At 60.0% G+C, this 21,127-nt stretch carries 18 protein-coding genes, 10 pseudogenes and 1 other annotated feature; of the genes and pseudogenes, 18 read left to right on the top strand and 10 right to left on the bottom strand.

Translation table 11 applies throughout. The annotated features are described in order from the left end of the window. Window positions 1–547 precede the first annotated feature (547 nt). Window positions 548–875 (bottom strand): annotated as a pseudogene (locus AB3L03_RS11235) (transposase); the annotation flags it as partial. A gap of 392 nt (window positions 876–1,267) precedes the next feature. On the opposite strand from AB3L03_RS11235, the gene AB3L03_RS11230 reads away from it, so the two are divergent. The 6 genes and pseudogenes from AB3L03_RS11230 to AB3L03_RS11205 all read left to right on the top strand — a co-directional run bounded on the left by AB3L03_RS11230 (window position 1,268) and on the right by AB3L03_RS11205 (window position 4,753). Further along, the gene (locus tag AB3L03_RS11230) at window positions 1,268–1,768 is read left to right on the top strand and encodes a transposase (protein WP_368509030.1); all 501 of its coding nucleotides are present in this window, start codon (window positions 1,268–1,270) and stop codon (window positions 1,766–1,768) included. 35 nt (window positions 1,769–1,803) lie between these two features. Continuing rightward, window positions 1,804–2,157 (top strand): annotated as a pseudogene (locus AB3L03_RS11225) (DDE-type integrase/transposase/recombinase); the annotation flags it as partial. Between the two features lie 101 nt (window positions 2,158–2,258). After that, window positions 2,259–2,732, top strand: coding sequence for a transposase (locus AB3L03_RS11220; RefSeq protein WP_368508587.1), 474 nt, complete (start codon window positions 2,259–2,261; stop codon window positions 2,730–2,732). Continuing rightward, window positions 2,729–3,079, top strand: coding sequence for an IS66 family insertion sequence element accessory protein TnpB (gene tnpB / locus AB3L03_RS11215; RefSeq protein WP_038952245.1), 351 nt, complete (start codon window positions 2,729–2,731; stop codon window positions 3,077–3,079). Before AB3L03_RS11220 ends, tnpB begins: the two co-directional genes overlap by 4 nt. Before the next feature lie 206 nt (window positions 3,080–3,285). Beyond that, a pseudogene (locus AB3L03_RS11210) lies at window positions 3,286–4,563 on the top strand (IS66 family transposase); the annotation flags it as partial. Continuing rightward, window positions 4,550–4,753, top strand: a complete 204-nt coding sequence (locus AB3L03_RS11205) for a transposase domain-containing protein (RefSeq protein ID WP_368508586.1) — start codon at window positions 4,550–4,552, stop codon at window positions 4,751–4,753. The pseudogene AB3L03_RS11210 and the gene AB3L03_RS11205, both read left to right, overlap by 14 nt. On the opposite strand, the gene AB3L03_RS11200 is transcribed toward AB3L03_RS11205, so the two are convergent. Beyond that, window positions 4,754–5,014: a hypothetical protein gene (locus AB3L03_RS11200; RefSeq protein ID WP_368508585.1), complete on the bottom strand. Its 261-nt coding sequence runs from the start codon at window positions 5,012–5,014 to the stop codon at window positions 4,754–4,756. It lies immediately after the preceding gene. Window positions 5,015–5,330: 316 nt separating this feature from the next. Between AB3L03_RS11200 and AB3L03_RS11195 the strand changes: the two are divergent. Continuing rightward, window positions 5,331–5,548 (top strand): annotated as a pseudogene (locus AB3L03_RS11195) (integrase core domain-containing protein); the annotation flags it as partial. A gap of 301 nt (window positions 5,549–5,849) precedes the next feature. On the opposite strand, the gene AB3L03_RS11190 reads toward AB3L03_RS11195, so the two are convergent. After that, window positions 5,850–6,575, bottom strand: coding sequence for a hypothetical protein (locus tag AB3L03_RS11190; protein WP_368508584.1), 726 nt, complete (start codon window positions 6,573–6,575; stop codon window positions 5,850–5,852). Window positions 6,576–6,627: 52 nt separating this feature from the next. Next, window positions 6,628–6,993 carry a hypothetical protein gene (locus AB3L03_RS11185; RefSeq protein WP_368508583.1) on the bottom strand — a complete coding sequence of 122 codons (366 nt, stop codon included), beginning with the start codon at window positions 6,991–6,993 and terminating at the stop codon, window positions 6,628–6,630. Window positions 6,994–7,392: 399 nt separating this feature from the next. Here AB3L03_RS11185 and AB3L03_RS11180 point away from each other — a divergent pair, with 399 nt between their 5' ends. The 5 genes and pseudogenes from AB3L03_RS11180 to AB3L03_RS11160 form a co-directional block, all read left to right on the top strand. Continuing rightward, window positions 7,393–8,592, top strand: a complete 1,200-nt coding sequence (locus AB3L03_RS11180) for an IS256 family transposase (RefSeq protein WP_204513443.1) — start codon at window positions 7,393–7,395, stop codon at window positions 8,590–8,592. Window positions 8,593–8,656: 64 nt separating this feature from the next. Further along, a pseudogene (locus tag AB3L03_RS11175) lies at window positions 8,657–9,532 on the top strand (IS3 family transposase); the annotation flags it as partial. After that, window positions 8,881–8,997: a sequence feature (AL1L pseudoknot), on the top strand. Its footprint overlaps the pseudogene before it by 117 nt. A 46-nt stretch (window positions 9,533–9,578) precedes the next feature. Further along, window positions 9,579–9,887, top strand: a pseudogene (locus AB3L03_RS11170) (helix-turn-helix domain-containing protein); the annotation flags it as partial. Next, window positions 9,777–10,935: pseudogene (locus tag AB3L03_RS11165) on the top strand (IS30 family transposase); the annotation flags it as partial. The pseudogenes AB3L03_RS11170 and AB3L03_RS11165, both read left to right, overlap by 111 nt. A 43-nt stretch (window positions 10,936–10,978) precedes the next feature. Further along, window positions 10,979–11,294 (top strand): annotated as a pseudogene (locus AB3L03_RS11160) (integrase core domain-containing protein); the annotation flags it as partial. 1,020 nt (window positions 11,295–12,314) lie between these two features. On the opposite strand, the gene AB3L03_RS11155 reads toward AB3L03_RS11160, so the two are convergent. Continuing rightward, window positions 12,315–12,692, bottom strand: coding sequence for a hypothetical protein (locus AB3L03_RS11155; protein ID WP_368508582.1), 378 nt, complete (start codon window positions 12,690–12,692; stop codon window positions 12,315–12,317). Window positions 12,693–13,095: 403 nt separating this feature from the next. On the opposite strand from AB3L03_RS11155, the gene AB3L03_RS11150 reads away from it, so the two are divergent. From AB3L03_RS11150 to AB3L03_RS11140, 3 genes and pseudogenes are all read left to right on the top strand, one after another. Continuing rightward, window positions 13,096–13,413: a hypothetical protein gene (locus tag AB3L03_RS11150; RefSeq protein WP_368508581.1), complete on the top strand. Its 318-nt coding sequence runs from the start codon at window positions 13,096–13,098 to the stop codon at window positions 13,411–13,413. 185 nt (window positions 13,414–13,598) lie between these two features. Continuing rightward, entirely contained in the window at window positions 13,599–14,330 is a 732-nt protein-coding gene (locus AB3L03_RS11145) for a cation:dicarboxylase symporter family transporter (protein WP_368508580.1), read from the top strand. A 32-nt stretch (window positions 14,331–14,362) separates the two neighbouring features. Then, window positions 14,363–14,624 (top strand): annotated as a pseudogene (locus tag AB3L03_RS11140) (transposase); the annotation flags it as partial. Window positions 14,625–14,649: 25 nt separating this feature from the next. On the opposite strand, the pseudogene AB3L03_RS11135 reads toward AB3L03_RS11140, so the two are convergent. Beyond that, a pseudogene (locus AB3L03_RS11135) lies at window positions 14,650–14,982 on the bottom strand (VapE domain-containing protein); the annotation flags it as partial. Between the two features lie 469 nt (window positions 14,983–15,451). Here AB3L03_RS11135 and AB3L03_RS11130 point away from each other — a divergent pair. Beyond that, window positions 15,452–15,856 (top strand): recombinase family protein, encoded by a 405-nt coding sequence (locus AB3L03_RS11130; protein ID WP_368508579.1) that lies wholly within the window; start codon window positions 15,452–15,454, stop codon window positions 15,854–15,856. Window positions 15,857–15,868: 12 nt separating this feature from the next. Then, on the top strand, window positions 15,869–16,051 hold the full coding sequence (locus tag AB3L03_RS11125) for a WGR domain-containing protein (RefSeq protein WP_368508578.1): 183 nt from the start codon (window positions 15,869–15,871) through the stop codon (window positions 16,049–16,051). A 190-nt stretch (window positions 16,052–16,241) separates the two neighbouring features. Here the strand turns inward: AB3L03_RS11125 and AB3L03_RS11120 are convergent, their stop codons facing one another. Beyond that, a complete protein-coding gene (locus AB3L03_RS11120) occupies window positions 16,242–16,436 on the bottom strand; it encodes a ribbon-helix-helix domain-containing protein (protein ID WP_368508577.1) in 195 nt (64 codons plus the stop codon). Window positions 16,437–16,693: 257 nt separating this feature from the next. Here AB3L03_RS11120 and AB3L03_RS11115 point away from each other — a divergent pair, with 257 nt between their 5' ends. Beyond that, window positions 16,694–17,326, top strand: a complete 633-nt coding sequence (locus tag AB3L03_RS11115; RefSeq protein ID WP_368508576.1) for a sce7726 family protein — start codon at window positions 16,694–16,696, stop codon at window positions 17,324–17,326. On the opposite strand, the gene AB3L03_RS11110 is transcribed toward AB3L03_RS11115, so the two are convergent. The 3 genes from AB3L03_RS11110 to AB3L03_RS11100 all read right to left on the bottom strand — a co-directional run bounded on the left by AB3L03_RS11110 (window position 17,217) and on the right by AB3L03_RS11100 (window position 21,034). Further along, the gene (locus AB3L03_RS11110) at window positions 17,217–18,314 is read right to left on the bottom strand and encodes a beta family protein (RefSeq protein WP_368508575.1); all 1,098 of its coding nucleotides are present in this window, start codon (window positions 18,312–18,314) and stop codon (window positions 17,217–17,219) included. The genes AB3L03_RS11115 and AB3L03_RS11110 overlap by 110 nt on opposite strands. Window positions 18,315–18,537: 223 nt before the next feature. After that, window positions 18,538–18,699: a hypothetical protein gene (locus tag AB3L03_RS11105; RefSeq protein ID WP_368508574.1), complete on the bottom strand. Its 162-nt coding sequence runs from the start codon at window positions 18,697–18,699 to the stop codon at window positions 18,538–18,540. Window positions 18,700–18,904: 205 nt separating this feature from the next. After that, a complete protein-coding gene (locus tag AB3L03_RS11100) occupies window positions 18,905–21,034 on the bottom strand; it encodes an ATP-binding protein (protein WP_368508573.1) in 2,130 nt (709 codons plus the stop codon). Window positions 21,035–21,127: the final 93 nt, after the last annotated feature.

Below are 21,127 nucleotides of genomic sequence, written 5' to 3'. Positions count from 1 at the left end.
TCGTTATCGAACAAGCGCTGGTAGCCGGCGACGTGATCCGAAATTGACGTGATCGTCTACGGTGAGTTCGACAAGGAAGGCCAGCTCGAAAGCCAACCGGTGTGTTCTGGGACGCTATGTCTGGATCACGGCACCGGCTCTCTCGATGGTCGTGATCGAGATGCGCACTCGCTGCACGCGGCCAAGCGATTTCAGTCCGGTCGGGAACATGCAAATTGGCCTGATTTGCTGCACCGGCAAGAGCTGATGTGGGTCCCGCGCGCTTCTTGGCGAATAGATTTTCATCGTGCGGATAGCTTCCAAACAATGCGTACGTGCCCGCCTGGAATGGTCGGTCGGAAAATATGCATGTCTCTGACACGCAGGTTGCTCTCCTCGATGAGGTTCATGACTTGTCCAACGTCTCCCTGATCGGAAAAAATCACATACATCGCCCCCTTCGGACTTAACCAGACGTGCGCCCCTCCGACCGCGGCGGCCATGACCTTGTGATCTTGATCGAAACACGAACGCTCCAGATCGTCATTGGCCTTGCGGTTCCCGCGGAGCAGGCCCGCCTGACTGACACCTTCCAGTCACTTCGCACCTTGTCGACAAGCTCGCGCTTGCGGCCAGGCCTTAGAGCGTTTTTGAGAGCACATCCTGAAGCATGGCCTTGTCCAACGACAGGTCGGCGACAATCCGCTTCAGCTTCCCGTTCTCTTCCTCAAGCTGACGCAGCCGCTTCATCTCCGAGGGCATCAAGCCTGCATACTTCTTCCGCCAGTTGTAGAAGGTTGCCTCGCTGATCCCGGCCTTGCGGCAGACCTCGGCCACCGCCGAGCCGTCTTCAGCACGAATGCAATCTGCGCCTCTGAAAACTTCGATGCCTTCATGGAATTCTCCTCTCCCCATCAGGGGGTCATAAGTGGAAAATTCCAGTTCAAACCGGCCTAATTTGGCGGGGGCACGTCAGTTGCAGGCGAACGAATCCCGACGTTCTGGCAACCTATCGAGACGTGCGCCGCCATTCTTCAAGGGAGACGATCCGCGCGGCACTGATGGCAACGACCGGGAGGAGTATGTCTTCGCTTGACCCAACCGCTGGAACTCTACGACATCTACCAGACGAAGATGCTGGACTGCGACCGCAAGCTCGAAGTGTTGATCGCCGCGCTGAGCAATAGAGAAGCAAACGGTCGGAAAGCTATCCAAGCCACGCGTAAAGACCAAGCAGGTCAACACACCCAGCTTCGATGTCAGGAGCTGTACGGTGTGCTCGGCGTTGATGGGTCCCTCACTAGCATTGAAGCTCGTCGGCGAGTGCGGCAAGGATCTGAGAGCGTGGCCGAGCGCCAAGCACTTTACCGCTTGGCTCTGCCTCGCACCCGGCAACAAAATCTCCGGCGGCAAGGTGCTATCTTCGCGCCCGCTGAGATCTTCCAACCAGGCAGCCGTACTACTGCGGCTGCAGCACCACCGTCGGGCCGCGCGATACTTCGCTCGGTGCATTCTACCGCCGGCTGTCCTCACGTGCGGGCAAGTCGAAGGCGCTGACGGCGACCGCCTGCAAGATTGCAGTTCTATTCTACAACACCCTCCGGCACGGCATGAGCTCCAGAGATCCAGGTGCCAACCACTATTACAAACAATATCGCAGCCGCGTCCTTGCCAACCTTCAGAGGCGGGCCAACTCGCTAGGCTTCGCATTGCAGGCCATTCCAGGACACGCAAATCCGGCTGTTTGCTAGGAAGTCGATCGCGATCTTTGCTTGGGGGACCGAAATGAGATTCCGCTTCATCGAAGATTGCCGCGCCGACTGTCCGCTGACGATCCTGTGCGACGTGCTCGGGGTCGCGCCGACCGGCTATTATGGCTGGCGCTCGCTCCCGGAGAGCCCGCGATCGGCCGCCAATCGCTTTCCGATTCCGCCGAATCTGCTCGACCGGAACTTCACCGCCGCCGCGCCAAACCGGACCTGGCTCGCCGACATCACTTATATCGAGACCGATCAGGGCTCGCTCTATCTGACCATCGTCATGGATTTGTACAGCCGCAGGATGGTCGGCTGGGCGATAGCGGATCATTTGCGTGCCGAGTTGTCGCTGGCAGCCCTGCGCATGGTCATCTCGGTGCAGCGGCCTGGCTCCGGCCTGATCCACCATTCCGATCGCGGCGTTAAATGCTTCGTCGGAGTATCGCAATGCGATGCAGTGTGAGCGTCATGCAGGGACCACGCGCTAAGGGCTGATCCGATCGGCTAGAAGAATCTCGCGGAATGGTTGGTCGCGAGGTCACAATGTCGAAGGATAGTCGTAAGGATAGCGATAAGGATAGGCATACGCCTATCGTCGAACACGGCGCCGACACGCTGCGGCGTGTCGAAATCATCACCGGGACGGGCCGGCGTCGGCGCTGGTCGACCGATGCGAAGGCGGCGATTGTCGCGGAGAGTTTCGCGCCGGGTGCAAGCGTGTCCGCGGTGGCACGAGGACACGACATCAGCCCAAGCCTGTTGTTTCTGTGGCGTCGTCAGACCACGCGGGTGAAGCTCGCGGAGCGCCGGGACGGAGATGTGCCACCTGGCTTTGTGCCGGTCGCGATCACTGGTTGCGGCGGCGAATTGTCATCGCGCGAAGAGCAGGCAGTAATTGAGATCCAAGTCGGCGCGGTTCGCATCCGTGTCAGGGGGACGGTCGACCGGCGGGCGCTGTGCGAGGTGCTTGCGGCAGTCGGGACGGTTGGCCGATGATCGGGCTCCGACCTGGGTTGTCGATCTGGATCGCGACGCAGCCGATCGATTTCCGTCGGGGGATGGACTCACTGGCGATGCTGGTGAGCGAGGCGTTTGGGGCCAATCCGTACGACGGCGGACTTTATGTCTTCCGGTCCAAGCGCCGAGATCGCGTGAAGATCCTGACCTGGGACGGAAGCGGCCTTGTCCTTTACTACAAAAGAATCGAGGGGCAGTTCACCTGGCCGCCGATCAAGGAAGGCGTCATGCCGCTATCTCATGCTCAACTCTCGGTGCTGCTCGATGGCTCAGACTGGAAGCGTGTGCCGATGCGGGTTGTGGATCAGCCAGCGCGAGCTGGTTGATCCGTATCAAGAGTAGCTCGTCACTCATGCGGAGTTGTTGTAAAATCACTCTGCATGAGTGATTTGCCTTCCGATCCTGCATTGCTCCGACACACCGTGAGTCAAGGCTTGCGGCGTTGTCGGCGGAATGCAGCACGCTTTCGGCCGAGCGTGATGCGGCGATCGCCCAACGCGACGCTGCGGCTCAGGAGAACGACAAGCTCCTGATGATCCTGTCCCAGTTCAAGCGCACGATCTTCGGTCCCCGCTCCGAGACACTGGATCCCGGACAGCTGCCTCTCTTCACCATCACGGCACAGGCGGCTCGTGCCGCGGCCAACGACGACGTAACCGGAGGCAGGCTGCCGGATGGAGCGGAGGGCCGTGGAAAGCGACCGGCGCGACGCAACCGGGGGAAGCTTCCGGAGCATTTGCCGCGCATCGATGTCGTAATCGATGTCGAGAGCCACATCTGCCCTTGCTGCGGCGAGCGGCTGCACAAGATCGGGGAGACCGTCAAGGAAGCCTTCGACGTCGTTCCGATGCAGTACCGGGTCAAGCGCATTGTGCGTCCGCGGTATGGCTGCCGGGGATGCCGCCAGGGTGTGATGCAGGCACCTGCGCCGGCCCGGGCGATCGATGGCGGGATGGTGACGGAAGCATTGCTGGCCCACATCGCGGTGATGAAATACGGCTACCAGTTGCCGCTGCATCGGCAGGAACAGATGTTCGCCGCGCAAGGCATCACGCTCGATCGGCAGACGCTGGCCTCGTGGATGGGCCGCGCCGCCTGGTGGCTGAAGCCGCTTCACACGCTGTTGCGCGACACAATGATGTCCTACCCGCGGCTGTTTGCCGACGAGACGCCGCTGCCAGTTCTCGATTCTGGCCGTGGCAAGACCAAAGTCTGCCAGTTCTGGGCGATCGCCACCGATGACCGTCCGTGGGGCGGCCCGGCACCGCCGGCGGTAGTCTACATGTTTGCTGAGGATCGCAAGGCGATCCGCGCCAAGCAGCTGTTCGGGGACTACCACGGCATCCTGCAGGTCGACGGCTATGCCGCCTACAAGGGCCTGATCAAGAACGGCGGCCATCTGGTGCAGTTGGCGTTCTGCTTCGCGCATGCGCGGCGGAAGTTCTGGGACGTTCACGTCGCGACGAAGTCGCCGATTGCTGCGGAAGCGCTGCAACGGATCGCGATGTTCTACGCCATCGAGGATCGCATCCGCGGTCTGCCGGCGGCGCATCGGGCTGCAGTGCGGCAGACCGACACCAGGCCGTTGATCGAGGACTTCAAACCCTGGCTCGAGGCGCGGCTACTGGAAGTCTCGAAGAAATCCGGCCTTGGCAAGGCGATCCGCTACACCCTCAACCATTGGGAAGGCCTGAGGCGCTTCATCGATGATGGGCGCGTCGAGATCGACAGCAATACGGTCGAACGCAGCATCAAGCCGATAGGCCTGGGAAAGAAGAATTACTTGTTCGCCGGCAGTGAGGGCGGCGCCGAAACCTGGGCCACCCTTGCATCGCTCATCAACTACGGCAAAGCTGCACGACATCGACCCGCGGCACTATCTGACCGATGTTCTCGAGCGCATCGTCTCCGGACGTACAAAGATCAATCAGCTGCACATGCTGTTGCCGTGGAATTGGAAGGCCGAGCGCGATAGTTCGCAGGCAAAGCTCGCCGCCTGATCAGTGCGACGGCAGCGCATCTGGAACTTCCTGCGCATCGCTGGCGTCGTCGTAGATCTCTTCGCGGATCACGCGCAGCGTCACCTCGTGCAGATACACTTGCAGCGCACCCTCCAGCTCGGTGAACTCCGGCAGCAGGACTCGATCGACGAAGCCCCGTGACGCACGGACCATCACCCGTGTTGCGTCGCTGCCGGCGATAACGAAACGGCCGCAGCCCATATCGGCGGCAAAGCGCCAGAAAAAGGGTGCCGAGACCACTGGTCGGGAAGTGAGAATTGCTGTTCAATCGGTGGATCGTGGCGAGCGAGTTCCTCGACCCGGGCCCGCACCCGCTGCAGCGCGGCTTCCGCCGCAAGGCGCTCACCAGCAGTTCCGGCCCCCACGAACAACGCCTCGATCTTCCGAAGCTTCTCGCGCAGCTGCGACTCGCTGTTCATTCTGATCCCGTTGCCCGCTCAGAACCGGGATCACCCCATCACCGCGCCCCGGCGGCGTCAATCATCCCGACCGCGCTATCCAGAGCATTCCGCGCAAGTCAAGCCCGGGCACCGGTGATCCTATCGTGACGCTCACGATGCAGTCCGCCGGCTTCCGGGCTTCGATGAGCCGCAAAGTCGACTGCTACGACAACGCCCCGATGGAGAGCTTCTTCCACACGCTCAAGACCGAGCTCGTCCATCACCGGCACTATGCAACACGTGAGGACGCCAGACGTGATATCTTCGCCTACACGAGGGCTTCTACAACGACGCACGACCAAACTCGCAGCTCGGATGGAAGACGCCGTCCGAGTTCGCCTTCACCTGCCTCCGCGCCGGAATCTGGCGCGGCCCTATGCCGAGGGCTCCGGGCCAGCTCCCTCGCTTCCACCGCCCAACCGGCAAATCCATCAGCTGGGACAAACTCAGGACTGTAAAACTTGGGGCAAGGTCACTTGCTTCAAGCCAAAATGATGGGTCCGTCCACAACCAAAGGTAAATCGGACCTAAAGCTCCTCAAGGTTTCACTCGTCTCGTCGTCCTTCACCTCAAGGATCACCTCCTTATGAAGTTTCGTCTCGAATGTTTGAGTAGTTATGTGACGATTAGCTATATCATTCCGGCTCATTACAGCTGCCGTAGGCGATGTAAAAAAAATGGTGCCCTCGATACCGAGGATGATAATTCATTGCCACATTTCCAGTCAAAGAAGACTCATACTCCACGCGTACTATACCTTCTGTAGACTTGAAAGTCGCATCAATCACTGCGCATTCGCCGGGATCGAGGATCATACTAACACCTGCGCCGGTGGCAACCGTTACGCTTTCTGTCACTGTTTCTTCGCTGCCCCATGTGTTCCGCCATTCTATGCTTCCTCCGATGCCCACTTGAAAAACTTTCCCAAACTTAATTTCGGCCTTCAACCCATAAGAAATACTCTGACTGTTCGACCACTTCGATGTTACCGTGTTTGTGACCGTTCTGGAAAAGCTTATAGGAAACGGTGCGGGTCGAGAACCACTGTTGATTATCCTTTGCCTAATCGTCTCAGATCCAATGCGGACCTCCAGAACCTGCACACTGCGAACAATCGTGTTTCTTTCAGTTTGTGGCCAATTGTAGGTTTCGTATAAGTCGTTCCATGGGGTCGGGCTACGGACAAATACATCATTTGGCTTTTTACCCATGAAAACAGCGAGGCTGTCTTTGAGCCGATCGTTGTCAACGCTAAAGGTTCGTCGTTCAGCGTCTGTGATGATACTTGAACTACTTCCGGTTCCAGTAGCTGAACTACTCTCAACGGTGTCTCCGAGGGCGACGTCTATTCTGATCGGCATGGTGGCTTCTCTCTCTGCTCTATCTTTCTCTGCTCTATCTTTTCTCTTCCATCTATCTTTCGAAATTTACCAGAAGATTGTGGCGCCGCGACGATTCAGTTCCTACCACTTTGGGTAGGACCTGAAGGGTGTCCATCAGTGAAGGGCGACGCGTTGGTGAGCGCGAGCTACGACCGCCAAATGCAGATGTTCGCGAATGCGCGAAAGGCGGTCTGCTGCACCTTCTGAAGTGCAGCGCCATGGGTTTCATCCAGATCAGCATACCCTGCTTGAAGACACTTGCCTGATCGCCCTCAGGCAAATCGGCAACGCTGTGCGTCATCACCATACGTCCGCCGCAGAAGTCGTGCCGGAACGAGTCGTTCAACTCACGAACCCGCGCTATCGAAGGCTTCTCGCTCTGTTGCTTCGTCTTCATCGGACTATCTCCCCGTTTGTTATTCCAGCTGCGCCAATCGCGGCTGGACGCGAGTTCAGAAGGACCAGAGGTCATAAGCACGGGCGCAAGGAGGCTCCGACTGAGGGACCCTCCGGGATATGAACCGCCCCGGGTTTGCCGGAGGCTCCAACTCCTGAGAGGATGGAGCCATGACAAGCAAGACCACGAACAAGTTTTCGCCTGAAGTCCGCGACCGTGCGGTTCGGATGGTTCTGGATCACGGTCGTGTCCCCGGTGGTGGTGTAGCTCGGTAGAGCAAAGCCGCCCGGACGCGCGCCTTCAAACAGCGCCGTAGCGGGCGGGCGGCTTTGCGGTGGTCACCGGCAGTTCTCCGGTAGGATCGGGTTGCGATACGCCAACGCAACCGAGGAACCACCGATGACCGACGACATGATGAACCTGCGCACGCTCGTGGAGAAGACCCCTGATGCCGATCTCTTGCGCGAGATGATTGGCTTTGCCGCCCAGCGCCTGATGGAGCTGGAAGTGGGAGGCCAGACGGGGGCGGCCTACGGCGAGAAGAGCCCCGAACGTCTGGCCCAGCGCAACGGCTACCGGGACCGGATCTGGGAGACCCGCGCCGGTGCGGTTGAGCTGCGGATTCCCAAGTTGCGCAAAGGCTCCTACTTCCCTGGCTTCCTGGAGCCGCGCCGCATGGCCGAGAAGGCGCTCACTGCCGTGGTGCAGGAAGCCTATGTGCAGGGCGTCTCGACCCGCTCGGTGGACGATCTGGTGCAGGCGATGGGCATGACCGGCATCTCCAAGAGCCAGGTCAGCCGGCTGTGCGGCGAGATCGATGACAAGGTGAAGGCCTTCCTCGCCCGTCCGATCGAGGGCGACTGGCCGTATCTGTGGATCGACGCCACCTACGTGAAGGTGCGCCAGAATGGCCGCATCGTCTCAGTCGCGGTGATTGTCGCGGTCGGCGTCAATAGCGACGGCCGACGCGAGGTCCTCGGCATGGACATCGGCCCTTCCGAGGCCGAGACGTTCTGGACGGCGTTCCTGCGCAAGCTCGCCCGCCGCGGCCTGCGCGGCGTCAAGCTGGTCGTGTCCGACGCCCACGAAGGCATCAAGGCCACCGTCGCCAAGGTGCTCAATGCCAGCTGGCAGCGTTGCCGCGTCCACTTCATGCGCAACGCGCTGGCGCATGCTGGCAAGAGCGGGCGGCGCGTCGTCTCCGCCTTCATCGCCACCGCCTTTGCTCAGGACGACGCCGAGGCCGCGCGAACCCAGTGGCGCAAGGTCGCCGACCAGCTCCGCCCCAAGCTGCCCAAACTTGCCGGCTTCCTCAACGAGGCCGAGACCGATGTGCTCGCCTACATGACCTTTCCGCCACAGCATCGGACCAAGCTGCACTCGACCAACCCGATCGAGCGTCTCAACGGCGAGATCAAACGGCGGACCGAGGTGATCGGCATCTTCCCCAACGAGGACGCCATCACTCGCCTCATCGGCGCGATCCTGCTCGAACAGAATGATGAATGGGCCGTCCAGCGTGCCCGCTACATGACACTGGAAACCATCGCGCCGTTGAGCGATGATCCGAGCGTCAGCATCACGGCTATCGCCAGCTGACCAGCCCGGCTCCAGCCGGCGAACGCGGTGGCCCGCCGCCACCTACACCACGCCACGGGACACGATCCTGGATCACGCCGGCGAGCACCCGTCGCGCTGGGCGGCAGTGACCTCGATTGCGGCCAAGATCGGCTGCACACCGCAGACGCTGCATGACTGGGTCAAGAAGGCCGAGATCGACAGCGGGCAGCGGGCCGGTGTCCCGACTGAGATGGCCGAGAAGCTGAAGGCCCTGGAACGGGAGAACCGTGAGCTGCGGCAGGCCAACGAGATCCTGCGCAAGGCAAGCGCTTATTTTGCGATGGCGGAGCTCGACCGCCGGTCCAAGCCATGATCGGCTTCATCGACGATCATCGTGGGGCGCATGGGGTCGAGCCGATCTGCAAAGTGTTGCCGATCGCCCCCTCGACCTACCATGCCCATGTGGCCAAGACGCGCGATCCCGCCAAGCTGTCGGCGCGAGCCGAGCAGGACGCCGCGCTGAAGATCGAGGTTCGGCGCGTCTTCAATGAGAACTTCTCCGTCTACGGCGCGCGCAAGGTGTGGCGGCAGCTCAAGCGAGAAGGCTTCGATGTTGCTCGTTGCACGGTGTCGCGATTGATGCAGGACATGGGTTTGCAGGGGGTTATCCGCGGCAAACCGGTTAAGATCACGATCAGCGACAAGGCCGCGCCATGCCCGCTGGATCACGTCAACCGCCAGTTCAGGGCGCCAAGGCCGAACGTCCTTTGGCTCTCCGACTTCACCTATGTCGCGACCTGGAGCGGATTCGTCTACGTCGCCTTCGTCATCGACGCCCATGCCCGCAGGATCGTGGGCTGGCGGGCCTCGCGCACGGCGCACGCCAGCTTCGTGCTCGATGCGCTGGAGCAGGCCCTGCACGATCGCCGACCGGTCCATCGCGGCGGGGCTCGTGCATTATAGCGATAGGGGTAGCCAAGGCGGATTCAAACGGTCGTCGCAACACTCGCACATTGGAGGTTGCGATGAGTATTGGAGGACGGAGATCGGCACGATCTGGACGAGCGCCAATGCCATCGCCGGGGCGGCCGCAAGTTGCGGGGCGTGATGAACAGAGCAGATTTTGGCGGGGGATTGCCGCGGGGCTAAGCAGTGAAGAAGCTGCGCTTGAAGCCGGAGTATCGCAGCCTGTCGGATACAGATTGTTCCGAACGGCGGGCGGCATGCCACCAGCAATGTTCAGATCCTCGGCAAAGCCGCTCTCCGGGCGGTACCTGTCGTTTGCCGAGCGCGAGGAGATCGCACTTCTCAAGGTGCAGGGCCACTCCATGCCAGAAATCGGGCGCCGCCTCGCTCGGTCCGCCTCGACAATCTCCCGTGAACTGCGACGCAATGCAGCTACCAGAAGCGGCGGGTTGGAGTATCGTGCGACGACTGCCCAGTGGCATGCAGACCGATCGGCATGTCGGCCCAAACTGACCAAACTTGCGCTCAACAAGACCTTGCGCACTTATGTGGAGGAGAGACTTGCCGGCGTCGTCGTGGCACCGAGCGGCGCTTCCGTTCCCGGTCCGGTCGTTCCGTGGAACGGTCGCCGGCATGGCCCGCGAAGAGATCGGCGATGGGCCAAGGCCTGGAGCCCGGAGCAGATTGCCCGACGCTTGCCGATCGACTTCCCGGACGACAACACGATGCGCATCAGCCACGAAGCCATCTATCAGGCTCTCTTCGTTCAAGGTCGGGGAACGCTACGCCGCGAACTGACGGCCTGCTTGCGAACGGGGCGCGTGCTAAGAGTGCCCAGAGCACGCGTAAAAAGGCGAGGCAAGGGCTTTGTCTCGCCGGAGATCATGATCAGTCAACGTCCCGCCGAAGCAACCGATCGAGCAGTGCCGGGACACTGGGAGGGAGACCTCATCCTTGGTCTTGGCAGCTCAGCGATTGGTACGCTGGTCGAGCGTACAACCCGGTTCACGATGCTGCTGCATCTTCCCCGCCTCATGGGGCACGGCGAAGCTCCGCGCATCAAGAACGGGCCTGCGCTCGCGGGACACGGCGCTGAAGCCGTACGGGACGCGATTACTCGCACCATCATCACGTTGCCACAAGAACTGCGGGCGTTCGCTGACCTGGGACCAAGGCGCCGAAATGGCCCAGCACGATCGTCTCAAGATCGATGCAGGCGTTCAGGTCTACTTCTGCGATCCGCAAAGTCCATGGCAGCGCGGAACTAACGAGAACACCAACGGGCTGCTGCGTCAGTACTTCCCGAAAGGCACTGACCTCAGCGTCCATAGCGTCCATGACATCACCGCCGTTGCTGCCGTCCTCAACGCCCGACCGAGAAAGACGCTGGGATGGAAAACGCCGGCGGAGGCGCTTGACGATTGGCTATCATGAGTGAACAAAATCGCTGTTGCGACGATCGTTTGAATCCGCCCAATACGTCTCTATCAAGTACACCGAGCGCTTGGCTGAAGCTGGCGTCGAGCCTTCCGTTGGTAGTGTCGGAAATTCCTATGACAACGCTCTCGCCGAAACCATCAACGGCCTCTACAAGGCCGAGGTGATCCATCGGCGGGGGCCATGGCGCAGCTTTCGAGGCCGTCGAGTTCGCGACGCTGGTATGGGTGGACTGGTTCAACAACCGGCGGCTCCTGGAGACCGTTGGCAACATCCCGCCGGCCGAAGCCGAGCAACGCTACTACGCTATGCTGGAACAGCCGGCTATGGCGGCATAACTTAAACCAAATGGCCTCCGGCAAACCCGGGGCGGTTCATTTCAGGCGCTTGGCTGTCGTCGCAGCGGATGCAGAGTTACGACAGCGCCTCCAATACCGGGCTGAACGCCGCATCCGCTGGGTATTCACTTAGAGCCAGCGATCAGTCGGCCCATCCCGCGCGGACCTACTTATCAAGATCGAGTAGAAGCGCCGGTGCCCACGGGAATTGAACCGCTCGTTCCGGCTTTTTGGTTCGCGAGTGCTTCATCCGACCAAGTTCGCGCATAACGATCGCGAGTTCACGCTCGACTTCTAATTCGCGCTTCTGACTGATGGGCACGGGACGGCTCCTCGGGTTGCGCCCCCGACCAATTGCTACCGCGAGCGATCAGCCTTTGTAAGTTGTCCTCTGAGACATTGTCCTATGGGCAAAGCTGTTGCCGCTGCGAAGCGGCTCACGGACCTTGGCTGAAGTCGAAGAACTCCGATAGCGAGGCGGTGCGCCGGGAGCGTGAGGAAGAGTGGTGATAGCCGCACGCCCTATGAACACCGCGAGAAAGCCATGACGCGGCTACGCCGCAGCCTGGCATGATGAGGATGGGCTAACGAAGACGCCCAGCAACCGGCCGGGCGGATCGCAAATAAATTTCCGTAATTGAAACGCCCTCATTCAGGCGTCGGCAAATCAATCGGTCTGTGCACTTTTGAACACTGCCGGATGTATCCCCAGCAAGAACGCTGTCGTCGCGGCCTCACCACATCATGGACGCGAGCGCGCAATGGCAAGCGCGGCGACCGCCCCGACCTGTGATTGGCAAATCCGAACCCACGGCGGGTCATTGACGCGCCTGCATCGCATGAGGCCGCTCGAAAGCAGTGGTGCCGGTTGAGCTACGTCAATGAATGCCCTTGAACAGAGCGAAGGCGAACAGCACCTCCGGCAGCATGCCGACCACGATGACCCCATTGCCGTGTGGTATGGCGAAACGGAAATACCTGCGGCGTGAAATTCGTCGATCAGGGGCGGCGCTAGGGAATTCAATGCTGCCGGAAATGTATTCGACGTTGCTGGAGAGATGCCGCAAACGATCCTGTGCGCGGGCTGCCTGTGAGGTTAGTCGAAACCGACTGACACAGCCTGTCAGCCCGGCTGCGCCAGGCGTCCCGGTCCTTTTTCACGTCTGACAATTCGTTGCGGAGCAGCTCGATAATTTGGCGCTGAGTGTCAATCTGCGCCTCTAGCAGCGCCATTTTTGCCCCTTCCCAGTCCGCAGCGCCTTGCCCCACTGACACGCCGGCAGCATGTCCCTCGACTGTTCCAAAGGCGTATACGCGGTGCCGCAACAACTCGGCGGTGTCGATCTGGCCGATCTTCAATTCCCCGGATAACCGGGCAGCTTCCTTCAGGCTCAACATGGTGGGCCTCGTATCAGCTCACCCCCATGCAATCTGCCAGACCCAGCTTAACCATTCCTTAACCCCAGAAGCGCTCCATCACTCGGGCAGACGCCGGGTGATCCGGCGCAGAGTGCACGCGGCGGTAGAGGTTTTCGCGATGTTAGAGGTCAGGCCCGCCAGAGCCCAGCAGGCAGCCGTGGCGAAACAGATCCGGCCCAATCGAGCCCTGTTCGAAGTCGAATAGAATGATCGCGTCGACACGCCGAGCCAGTTCGACTTGCGCGACGACCGTGGCCTTGTCGGCAGGCAGGGTCTCTACACATTGTTAAGCGTGCCGGCCACAGTATTGCAGGCTGCCAGAGTGCGAACGCTTCGAGTCGTTAGAGTCAAACGACCTGCTGGGACCAAGCGTAGGTTCCGAATGGTTGCGGCAGGCTGGCGTTTCGCAAACAAGACAAGGAACAACGGACGGGCCGTCGTCATCGCCCTCCTCGAAGAGTTACCGGTGATCTGGTCAGTCACGGTCGCCGATGCGGTCGAGCAGCGCGTCGAGTTCGGATGTGTTGCCACCGCAGCAACGGATCAGCGCTTTGTCGGTATGACAGAAGGATCGCGAGTGTCATTGCTCGCCGTGCGTGCGCTGCATGATCCATTGGATGCCAGCGTAGCGGACGATCACGCGGGTGTTTCCGCCGCTCAGAATGGCGGCGACGCGAGGCCGTTGTCGAATTTCGCTTAAGCGTGCTTCCGTCCACCTTGACCCGCGGGAAGAGTTTTCCCGGTCGGGAGGTGTAGGGCTAGCGCGCTGTTCTCCAGATCTGCCATCTGCGGAACTTCACCGGATTCGCCTGCAGTCTCTCGTCTAGCTTGTGCGGCCCGCTGATTGCGAGCCGGTTGCGCGGTCGAACCTCCGGCGTTAGGGGCGTGCCCGTCCAGGGAGTTGGCTCGCGCCCCGCGATCGCCAAAGGCAATCGATTGCTAGGTCAAATCCTCAGAATCGTCACGCATCCGGCGACCATCATTGCAGGGGTCTTCTCCGGTCTACTGTTCGGATTCTATCTGCCCCGGCCCGCCCACGCGCTGGTGCCGTTCGCGAAACTTTACGTTGCCTTGCTGTCGATGAGCATGTTGCCCATCCTCGTGACGGCGCTCACCTGGGGCATTGGACAAATGTTGCGCAACGCGACGACGCGCGCGCTCTTCCCGCGCATGACTTTATCCTATTTGCTGCTGCTGCTGATTCCGAGCGCGTCGGCGGTGGTCGTGTGCATCGGTCTGAGCCCGGGCGAGAGTTTGGGCGAGGGCGCTGCCGCGGCGCTCGGCCAGCAGTTTGCCAGTGAGCCGGCGATGGTCTCCGGCGGTCCGATCATGGCATTCCTCCAGGGCATGGTGCCGTCGAACATCTTCGCGGCGCTGTCGGGAGCGCAGTTCATCAGCATCGCCTTTTTTCTGCGTTCTACTCGGACTGGCCCTCGGCGTCATCGAGTCCCCCGGTGCTGGCGAGACACTGCGGATCCTAAACGCCCTCAACGAGGCATTTGCGACCATCTTCCACTGGGTGCTGATCCCGCTGCCGCTCGGCCTCTTCGCCCTCGGCGCGGCTCATGTGGCGGAGGCCGATCGGGAGTTGCTGGGTGCGCTAGGCTCTGTACCTGATAAGCGCCGCGTGATTCCCTTGCCTTGAACTTTTGATTCGAGGATGAGCGAATGCGCGCAAGTTTGTTTTGGCTGAATGATAGGCAAGGGGCGCGTATTGAGCCTCATCTGCCGACGGGGCTGAAGGGACCGGAGCGGGACGACGACCGGCATCATCAGCGGGATCATTCACATGCTGCAGTCGCGGGCGCGATGGCGCGATTGCCCCCGCGAATACGGTCCTTACACGACCGTCTATAATCGCTTCAACCGCTGGGCCAAGCAGAGTCGATTTCCCAAGCCCCTGCGCGCCCTCCAAAATCGGCATGGTGTCCACTTTTGATCCGGGACGACGGACCCGTGCGACAGCTGCGATAAGAGCGCACCGGCCCACTTGATCATGATAGGGAGTGCTTGGGACGCTCAAATACTCGGATAGCCAACTGGACAATCTCGGCTGTCCGTCCCATTTACATCGATCCAGATAGTCGACCACCGGGTGAAATTTCTGTCGCTCCGCCACAGCGGTGATGGCTTGCCCTGCAGTATTGGCGTTGACGGCGACCCCATGGCGCTGCAACCATCCGGCGGCGCGAATATCGTCGACATCAGACCAGGGGCGGGGTTCCCAATGCTTGCTTGAATGTTCCCACGGCGGCGCCCCGAGGAGCATGATCCGCGATGCAAATTCATTGAATTTGATGAGCCCAGCAAACTCTGGTGCACCGCCGAAAAAGGTGATGGCATTCGCGAGAAGCGGTTTTAGAACCCCATGCTCGGACTTCAGCAGATATGCCTTCCAATTGGCCAGTGGCAGCACATCGGAGGGGTCATCGAGTACCATCCGAGCGAGTTTTTCGGAATTATCCATCGTGGTTCTCATCACCCGATGTCAGATGTGGATTTGCGCCGGCGTGCGTTCATCCAAAGCCGTGATGTCGCAGTCGTGTTCTGTCGCCGACGTTGCAGAATCCGAGAATTTTCAGCGTGCAGGAGGAGCGTTGCTTCCCGATGGGTTGGCTCGCTTAAAGATCAGGAGCAAATGCCGCCCTTGCGTAAGTCAAAATATATGCAACAGAGGTAGGCATGAACGTTCGCAAGGCCTTTGACCGTTGGCATAAGTCTGTTGCAAGTTACAGGCAGTGAAATACGGCTATGCCCGCATCTCTACCACCGAGCAGGATCATGCGGGGCAGGTTGACGCGCTAAAGGCTGCCGGCGCCGCCAAGGTCTTCAGTGACAAGATAAGCGGGGTGAAGGGCGACCGGCCACAGCTCGCCCGCGCCATCGCCGCGCTCGACCAGGGCGACGTCTTGGCCGTGACGCGGATTGACCGCCTGGCGCGATCGTCGCGTGATCTTCTCAATATTGTGCATGAGGTGGAGGCGAGGGGCGCGACCTTTGAATCGCTAACCGAGCCTTGTGCCAACACGAACTCACCGCAAGCCGCAGCCATGCTGACGATGCTTCCGGGACTGTATCGCGCGCCTTACGACAACAGGAAGAGGAGGAAATCGCATGACCGCAATCATGCTCACCCGTGTTGACCATCGCTGAACATGGCGCGCTTCTACAAGCTGGACATTCAGCCCACTTTGTTTGGCGAGTGCTCCGTTGTGCGAGAATGGGGACGCATTGGCCGTGCGGGTACAGTTCGGATTGAAACCTATTCATCCCGCGGCCAGGCCGACATGGCCACGATTTCACGATGGGCACAGAAGCGGAAGCGGGGCTATCGGTAGAGTCCGAAGTAACGAATTGGGGAGCCGGCATTCCCATGCCACACCTCAGAGCTTCGCGTAGTCCTACCGGGCGCTGACTTGAGCGTTTTGCTCAAAGGTGATGCCGGTTGGGCCGATGTGTAGCCGATAGCCGCTGTGCGCGGCCACAATCACCATCACCAAGAGTGCCACCAGGCCTGCCACATGGTTTTTATTCAATCTGCCCGGATCGTTTGAACCGCTCGGGATCATAGTGCAGCTCCGCTTTTCCGGACATCACTTCGGGGACCAGTCGCAATGCGGCGTTTATTACCTGCGAGCGGTTCATGCCCAGCCGGCTACAGACCTCATCCAGTTGCTTGATGCGTTCGTCCGAAAGTCGAACTGAAATCACGCGCTTGGTCATGCCATGACAGTAGCGGGCAATCGTAAAAAAAAGCTTAAGTATGTAATACGGCGGCCGAGGCCGGGAACCATGCCGCCATCTGTTGCCTATAGGACTCGGGCCACAGCTTTTTGCTCGGTCCGGTCGCAGACCGGGTGGTCAGCGCAGCTTCTTCGGCGCTATGGTGATTCGATGAGGTCAATCGCTAGCGAACATTCAACCGTTTGTCGGGCTAAATGGCGGCATCTGAGGGCCGCGCTCCTCCTGAGGATTTAGTCGTGCGAGATCGAGACGTCAGGCAAGCTCTGCATCGAAAGGTGCTGAAGGAGCATCACGGCGACGCCGATACGTTGGTGCTCGATGAGTTGGGCCTGCGCCACGGCACCTGCAGGGTCGATATTGCGGTCGTGAACGGCTACCTACACGGTTACGAAATCAAAAGCGATTCAGACACCCTTGAGCGGCTGCCGTCTCAGGTTGCCACGTACGGCCTAGTTTTGGACCGGGCGACTCTGGTTGTCGGCGAACGCCATCTGGACAAGGCGAGGCCGTTTGTGCCGGCGTGGTGGGGTATCAAGGTCGTGACCGCTGGGCCACGCGGCGGCATCAGTTTCGAGACGGCGCAACCTTTCGCCCAGAACCCAACGATCGATCCGCTCGCCCTGGCCGAACTTCTATGGCGCCCGGAAGTGGTCGAAATCCTGCAGGAACGTGAAGCGCCGCCGGCCTTGCTTCGGAAGCCGCGCGGCGTCCTCTATAAATACCTCGCCGAAACCGTCGATCTCAAAGAACTTCGTCCGCTCATTCGGCAGCGATTGAAAGCCCGTGCGCGATGGCGAGGTCATCGACCACCTTTGTCAGATGCCGGTTCGTCGATACCCACACCCACGTCGACAGATTCCCCGTCGTAGCCGTGCCCGCGGCGCAGTCTTCAATATATGCGTCGCCAGCTGAAAACGCGCGGCCGCTGAAATAGGGAAGGCGAACCAGGGTCGCGCACATCTGCTGGTATTGCCCAAAGCCATGCGTTCGCACCGGCGTGCCGCGCGCGACGTGCCAGTGGTCGGTAATGGTGTAGCGCAGCTTCGCAAAGGGCTTGATCATCCGCATATCGAGTTCGACCAGATCGGGATGAGCGACAACGTAATCCCCGAACGTCGGAATACGGGTTTCATGCCCGAGCGTTGCGATGAACGCGCGATAGGCCTGCCATTCATGGCGCGGCAGCAGCTGGTAGGGCGCGGCGATGTTCGCAACCGAGTTGGGAAAGGACGTGCCCGCGATGGTGACGGTGCGCCACTGGTTGAGCATCGGCACTCGGGCCATCAGCGTTTGCATGATTGTGACCATGATGGCGATCGGCACATAGGTCGGGGTCCCGAGGTCGACAACCAGGTCGCATTCGCCATAGCCGTCAGCCATCGAGCGCAGCAGGTTTTCGATATCGGCCTGAAGGTTCAGCCGGTCGAAGTCGGGCAGCGATAGCCGCAAACAGACACCGCGCCGGTCCTGCCGGGCAACGGTGGCAACGGCAGCAAGAAAGGCCGCGTCGTTGGCGAAGCTGACGACCGGAATGGCCGCGCATCCTTCGGCGCGGGCGGTCTGGAAGAGAACATCGACGCAGTGGCGCCCTCCGGCGCATCGCGTTGCAGCCGGCAGATGTTTCAGGTCAACGAAGCAGGGCCGGGCCTGCCACTTTGATTTCAGCCGCTTCCCAAAGTCGCCGAGATGGTCATCGGCACTCTCCTTGTTGGTCTGGGTTTCAAAGTCGAAACCGACCGGCGGAATCTCAACAAGCGGGGTGATCCGGTCTTTGACCGGCGCTGCAAGGCGGCTGAGGGCCTGATACTCCCCCATTTTCCACTTCAAAATCGGCACGTAATGGCGATGATTAAACATAACAGGCTCCAATATTGGTAAAATTCCGGTTTACTCCGAATCTTCCTGCTATTACATGTGCGTTTTTTTTGGTTCCAGTCAAATCAGGCTGTCTTTTTGTCGTGGAATTTGGAGTTTCCGCTAAAAAGGCTCGCGGCGCGTTTCGAGGCCGGAACCCGGTCTTCGGCCGGAAATCGTAGAATTCAATGGTTTGAAATGAAAAGAGGCCCGGGAGCTTTTTGGCTCAACCGGGCTGAATTTCGGCTTTTGGGGATCCCTCTTCGGCCGCCGCAGTCACCACTTGTGGCAAGACTTGCGGCCCATCTTTCAAACGCGCGGCATTCAGCGCAACGGGATCGCCCAGCAACTTGACGATTTTCGCGCGCTGCGCAATCGCGTTGCTCATTACGAGCCGATTCTCGCCTTGCCGCTGGCGCACGCTATGCCGACATCACCACTTTGACCGGTTGGCTATCACCGAGCGCAGCCGCTTGGATCAACCAAACGTCAGACTGGCCCGCCGTCTACCCCGGCGTGCCGATCCTGGTCACCGATCCGGCAACAAACCAGACGCGCGTCTCACCTGGCGTGCTGGAATTTTTGCCGGCTGTCTAAAGAGCGGCTTCAGGCGCTGGAGCTTGGGGCACCGCTCGGCGGAGCGCATCGCTTGCATCCTTCTTCGCCTGATCGAAAGGCCGGCCGAGCAGGATAGGCCGCTCGGCCTTGATCGCCTTGCCGGCAGCGAGGAATTGGAAACGTCCCAGATTCGGAATTGAGCGCACGTGCTGCGAGCTGTAAACACTCTCAAGGAACGTGAGGCTGGTTTGGTCTATCAGGCTGTGCGTCAGGAAGGTATTGCATTGGGAAAGGATCGTCTTGCTCACCAACGCCGTGCGCTGGCTGACGACGAGCAACCCGACACCATACTTACGGCCCTGCAACGCGATCTGACCGATGCGACCCACGACCCACTGCGTATCGTGGTCGAAGCCTGAGCTGAATATCTCCGGAATGATTGTGTGCGCTTCCTCAAGAACGATCAACACCTTGCGCGCTTGGCGATGTTTTCGCGCCCAAGCCATGATGGCCGACAGGTACTGTTCCGTGATCCGCAGCGTTGCTTTGGTATTTGATATCTCGGTCAATTCGAGGACCGCGAGCTTTTCCGTTCCCTCCAGGAAGGCTTTCGCTTGCTTTTCGACGTCATCCTTGATGTTGGCCAAGCATCCCTTCAGTGCGATTTTTTCCGGCCCGGCGCCATAGGCTCCCGTTTCCGCCGCAAATAGTTTTTGATCCAGATCATCGATTTGCGCCGCGGTCGGCGCTGGAAAAATCGGGTTTAGATCACTCAGGCGCGCCCTGTACTCTCCCGTGAAGTCCACACAGAAAACCCTGAAATCATTCTCGACCGCTTCGCGCACGATATCTAGCGCCAGCTCTGTCTTTCCCGTACCGGTCACGCCAAGCACGGCGGTATGGAATTGCACAAGGTCGTCGATGTTTGCGGCGACCCCGATGTTCGTCGATGGCACCGAGCCAATCACGAACTCGCCTGGCTTTAGAACCGCGGCTGGAAAGTCGCGGGCCTTCGCCCAAAAGACTGGCGTGTTCATTGTCGAGAGCCAGCCGTACTTGGTAAATCCGTCTTCGGGGGAGTAACAGCCGAGCTGGACCGCGTTGACTATGTGCGTGCCGCGCGGATTCTGATCGAAACTTTCCTCAGCCGTCTGAGCATCCAGGATTTGATAGAACACATCCGTGCCGTTTAGCCGGACGAAAACAACCTGGCCTTCAGCGAGCGGCGAGGCAGCAGACACCTCGAACCGCAAAACTCCGATGTTGGAATTTTCAACCGTGAACCCGACCAGCTCCGATCCGGGTGTGCCACTCAGATTTTCGATGAATTCGGCCGCCTTCTCCGGCGAATGTGACTGAATCACTTCGCCCTCCGACAGACTAATTTTTTCCTGCAACTCTGCGACGCACAGTCCCGTGCCCATGACTTCCAGACCCTGGACTTGGCTGAACAGCGCCAATACAAAATGCTGATCGCCGTTAGACATCGCGGCCGTATGAAGCTTGCCCGGTTTCCAGGACGAATGCCGCGCAAGCTTGACTCTGACGATACCAGGATGGTCGATGCGCTCGATCGTCCCAATCGTAGGGGATGAAATGACCCTGGCTTTCTCGGCTTGCCAATGCTTCCAAGCCGCTAGTAGCCGTTCAGCGGGCCTTCCGATCGCAACCATCGTCCAGAGGATCGTCAGCCAAGTGACGCTCGTCAGACTGCCTTGGTAAGCGCCGATGATGCTGATCAAGGCTGGCGGAGTGTAAAGCAGCTCGCCCTGTCCGAACGTATCCGTCACACGGAAGAAGAATCGGCCGATGGGTGAACGCTTGTTGTTATCATGGATGAATAGCGCGAATACGGAGCCCACCATGGTCGCTCCGCAGTAGGCCACAGCGATCCATCGCACAATTTCGAGGTGGTGTTTAAGGGCGCCCACACCGCTCAGATCAGCGGTGATCAGGATCGCCATGGCAGTGAGCGCGTTCGCGAGCGCATCCTTTGGCGGGACGAACCAAGGCGCCGAAAGGAGCGCCAGAAACCACAGCGCGAGACCACTCAGAAACCAGACGCTTTCAAGCCCGCCAGTGGGCAACAGATTGCCCGAGGCCGCGTACAAGCTGGCATAAAAAACAACAATGTTTGCGCAAAGTGCCTTGGTGCGATCGCCCAAGGTCGTCTGCAATCTACTTACGGCCACGTGTGATTCCCCGGCTGCACTCTATCATAGCACACAACCCGCCTCGGTATGGCACCGCGCGTAGCG

The sequence above is a fragment of the Bradyrhizobium lupini genome (assembly GCF_040939785.1).
GTDB lineage: Bacteria > Pseudomonadota > Alphaproteobacteria > Rhizobiales > Xanthobacteraceae > Bradyrhizobium > Bradyrhizobium canariense_D.
This window is presented reverse-complemented; position numbering and strand designations above follow the sequence as displayed.